Annotated in this window: 4 protein-coding genes; 1 reads left to right on the top strand and 3 read right to left on the bottom strand. The window is 40.3% G+C overall.

What is annotated here, in order from left to right:
• From AC5KOD_RS01545 to AC5KOD_RS01535, 3 genes are all read right to left on the bottom strand, one after another.
• A partial coding sequence (locus AC5KOD_RS01545; protein WP_496912791.1) for a BsaA family SipW-dependent biofilm matrix protein occupies window positions 1-1,025 on the bottom strand: 1,025 nt, incomplete at its 3' end.
• An 89-nt stretch (window positions 1,026-1,114) separates the two neighbouring features.
• Window positions 1,115-1,855: a signal peptidase I gene (locus AC5KOD_RS01540; RefSeq protein WP_496912790.1), complete on the bottom strand. Its 741-nt coding sequence runs from the start codon at window positions 1,853-1,855 to the stop codon at window positions 1,115-1,117.
• A 27-nt stretch (window positions 1,856-1,882) separates the two neighbouring features.
• Window positions 1,883-2,428, bottom strand: a complete 546-nt coding sequence (locus AC5KOD_RS01535; RefSeq protein WP_496912789.1) for a recombinase family protein — start codon at window positions 2,426-2,428, stop codon at window positions 1,883-1,885.
• Between the two features lie 405 nt (window positions 2,429-2,833).
• Between AC5KOD_RS01535 and AC5KOD_RS01530 the strand changes: the two genes are divergently transcribed.
• Window positions 2,834-3,409 (top strand): recombinase family protein, encoded by a 576-nt coding sequence (locus AC5KOD_RS01530; RefSeq protein ID WP_496912788.1) that lies wholly within the window; start codon window positions 2,834-2,836, stop codon window positions 3,407-3,409.
• Window positions 3,410-4,433 lie beyond the last annotated feature (1,024 nt).

Genomic DNA, 4,433 nt, shown 5'->3' with positions numbered 1-4,433 from the left:
GCTTGTTTCACGTTTTGGATGCCTTCTGTGTTAACTTTTAAATCAAATTTGATCAAGCTATAGCTATTATCAGCTGCTTCCATCAATTTCACGCTGTCTAACAATTGAGCTGTTTGCGACCCTGGTAAAACTTTTCCAACATAATAGAAATATCCATCGCCTTTATTAAAGAACCAGTTATCCACTGTTGGCGTTGCTGTCACTTTATCAAAGAATAAATGAATGTTATCATCTGAAAAGGCTTTGTAAGTGGTTGTGTCTACTGTTGGCAACTTGTCATACAACGCGCCTGTCGCTGCCCAATCTTTTGTCGTCGTGACATAAGTAGCATCCACTAAACTGATACGTGCAGGATCTTTTAGGGTTAACTTGGCATCTTTGTCACGTGCCACATTACCAGAAGTGTTTCCGATGTAGCCTTTGGCTTTTTTACCATCTGCGGCTTCCCACTGAGCCGCATACGTATACTCAGCTGGGGTCGGATCGCCTGCTGGGGTCGTGCCTGCTTCTTTGGTTTTCTTTTCATATAACTTGAAGCTATACTCTGTTCCGTCAATCGTGATCTTATCAACTGCGGCCGTTAAATTGGCTGTCACATCGGTAAATCCTAACCCACCTGTCCCAGCATAATTAGCTGATGAAGGCATTGCATAGGGCGCCGCTGGCGCTGCCGTTAGTTTGGTTCCTTTATTAGGACCGGATGCCCAAACATAATCTGTGCCATTGTAGTAAATTTCATTACTATCTGCTAATTTTTTGAACACTTCATCAAATTTCACACGAATCAGCGCATCGTATTCAGAAACGTTGGCTACTGCCACATCCTTGTTGACCTCCTCCCCTGGTGTCCAATCTTTTTCTGGGGTAAAGGTCTCGACGATTTGCACGTCATTCCCGGCAATTTGCCCTTCAAATTTATTGGTTACATCATCTTTACTTGTAAACCAAGCAAACGTCCCAGCTGCTAACGCGATAAGGGCTAACCCACTGGCTACTACTAAAAGCTTTTTCTTCTTGCTTTTCATTGTCTTTCCTCCTATGGAATTGATTTATATATATATCACTGCTTCCTTATTAAGAAAGCAGATAATATCATCGCTTGATTCCCTCTTGTTTAACTAAAAAAATACATGCGTATCACCCAGATAAACCCAAAGAGTGACACGAGAAAAATCGTCGAAATCACAAAATTCTCTCTAACAAACTTCAAAATAGAGCCGATTTTTGGAAGGACAACCAGTTTTTTTCCCACGACTTGTTTCGCGCTAATGGGGATATCTTCCGTGTTATTGGCATCCCCTTTAGTGATGTAGTAAGTCCCTTCGGTTCCTTCTAATTCTGGTAATTTTTCTACCACCCTATGGGTTAAGAAGGCCTTACTTTCCATCGTTGGCCGATAAGTAATGACATCGCCAACCTCTGCTTGATCCCCTGGGATGTCTTTGACAATGATCACATCCCCAGCATAAAAACCGCCCTTCGGTGGCTTGTCTCCTCGTGGCACCATGGAGTTCGTCAAGACACTAAAGACACGGTAACCAAAAATTGATTTATTTTGATTACTACTTGCCGCAAAGACCACCGAACTGCCAATTAAACTTAAGGTACAAACATAAAATAATAAGTTAAGACTTAAGCGGATCGCCTGCTTTCCTATAGTGGGTGGGGCAGGGGTCACTACTTTCGGTTGTCTAGACGAGACAGATCGTTTCCGATTGCGCCCGTCTTCTCTCGAACGGTAGCTCGATGAGGGCCGACTTGACTGTGAAGAATGGGAGCGCCTTTTTTTACGATAAGAAGGGATAAACTCATTGCTCATATCGTCACGTCTTCTTTGTTTCACTCTCCTTGACATCGTCGCCCTCCTTTCCTCACGCTTTTCTTAGCGCTGATTCTTTTTTTTCACATATTTATGAACGGTTCCCAATGACACCTCGCAGATTTCCGCAATTTCTCTCATCGTCTTGCCTTGTTGTTCAAAGAGAAACACAATCTGATCAATGGTTCGATGATCTACTTTCGGGCGGCCTGTTATACGGCCTTGTTGCTTAGCCAGTTCTATGCTAGTTCGAATCAAATAACTCCGATGCCTCTCTTCCATTTCCAGAACCTTTAAGACATCGGTATAAAAATTAGGCGACAGCTCTGTATCTAGTTTATCTTGTAAGCTGATCAATCGAATATGCCGCTCGCTTAAGCCATTAAGTAACTCTCTAAAGCCCTTAGTATTCTTAGCAAAAACCCGTAAATCATAGACTAATAATTGATCCTGCTCAGCGAGAATCCCTAAGAGTCGCTTCAATTCACACTCCATTGACACATCGGTCTCTTCGATAAACACTTCTTGGCATTTATACGCTCGTAACATGTCTAATTGTTCCACCGTTGAAACGGGATAGTCTTTCCTAATATACGCGTATAGTGACATTGAGTTCACACATCCTTTCCTCTTTACAAACTACTCATGAAGCTTGATATAACGCGATTTAGAGTCTGTCAAAAACTATAGTTAGTTATAGTTGCAAGAAAAACGCAAAAAAGCCCTCTTCCAAAAATGCATAATCCCGTTAAATTGGGATTTGTCATGAGAAAGAGAATTAAGAAACAGTTGTTATTTTAATGTGTAAAAAACTATAGTTTATTATAGACGTATAGAACTTGTCAAGAATTTTTTTCAATCTTTTTTTGAACGTCGACTTAACCAACTTAAAGAGAAACGAGTCAATGGGACACTCATTTTATTTTTCTTACCTATTAATATCCCCCATTAGTTGATCATTTGTTAAGTCACACACTAGTCTCTAAAATTTTACTGAAAAAGGAGAGAATTTTTATGTCAATTATCGGTTATATGCGTGTTAGCACTCATCATCAAAAATTTGATTCTCAAGAACGAGCCCTTAAAACCTATGGGGTTGATCACCTTTATAAAGAATTTGAAAGTGGGCGTAAGCCTGTTCGAACTGAGCTGAACAAGGCTCTCGCTGCTTTACAGCCTGGTGACACCTTTGTGATTTTTAAATTGGACCGACTTGCTAGAGGAACGAATCAATTATTACAGCTACTTGAAAGCTTTGAAGAACGGCAAATTAATTTTGTCAGCATTCAAAACAACATCGATACCTCTACTCCGATGGGTCGCTTTTTCTTTACTGTCATGAGTGCCTTTGCCGAGATGGAGGCGGAGTTAATTCGGGAACGCGTTACCGCCGGCTTAGAGGCGGCTAGAGAAAAGGGAACAACACTAGGACGACCTAGTCGAACCAAAGAAGTGGATCAAGCCCTAAAACTTTACCAAGAAACTGATTTATCTGTTGGAGAAATCGCTAAGCACTGTCAGATCTCAGCACCTACTATCTATCATAATTTAAGAAAAAGAGGGATTCCTTGTCGCAGCGTCTCATCCTAATAGCTTATTTGTAAAGTAATAGTCGATTCTGTCAGCCCTCTTCAAGAACAGCCTTTTATTTTGTTAGATATCAGCTTGAAAAATTCATCATGAAGATTTAGTTCTTTTGAAGATACCTAAGTCGTGCCTTGATGGTTTTAAAGTCTTCCCTCAGCTGTATAGCCAATTTCTGTACTATGCTCTGTAACAAGACTGATTCTGTCATCTTCTCTTTTCTTTTGATTGACTACGACTTCCCAACAGGGTTCAGATCTACGTCTTAGTCTAATTGATGGCAGTGAAAAGAACCACTTGCCTAACTCATGCCTTTTTAACTAGTCGCTTCTTAGGAAAAACCTTCCTAAGACTTGGTATAACAAGGTTCGTTGATTGTCACTAGCAAAAAAAAGCGACAATCTTACCCCAAAAGCACGAGTTAGCCACTTTTACATTGACTAAAAATTGTGTCAGAATGAACTCAACGCGTCATCTTGATATCTTCTCCTAATCATAAGGAGGAGCAAAAATGAACACATCAGTTGTTTTTTTGAATCAGGTACATTAGATTTATCTTATCTCACACACGCACCTGAAGAGAAAGAGATGATATTAACAGAGGTCGTCTTTGCCATGATGGTGGGAGAACAAACAGATCATACGTCAACAAAGTCAGCTCGTTAAACAAATTATTAATTGGAAAGAAGGTCATACCAATGGCAACAGCTCATAAACAACTCCCCCTAACCTTTAATACTAGTCAAGGGGTAGACATTTTCTAGACCATCCTGACCCCTCATTTTTTCAGAACCACTTAATCGGATTCCCACCATAGATACCGAGAATCAGCAGCTAGTGTCCAAACGGCTACGTCGAAGTCACTAGCTTAAAGCAGAACAAGTCGATACTACCAAAATTTGCTTAATAACAAGAAACTCATTCGCTAAGAAGATATCGAGATAGCTCGTGTTAGGTCAACTAAGATAATCTAACACAAGTCTCCTATTGTCTTTATCGCTAATCAAGTTAATATAACACTATCATCAAT

The organism is Vagococcus sp. WN80Y (assembly GCF_059621045.1).
This window is presented reverse-complemented; position numbering and strand designations above follow the sequence as displayed.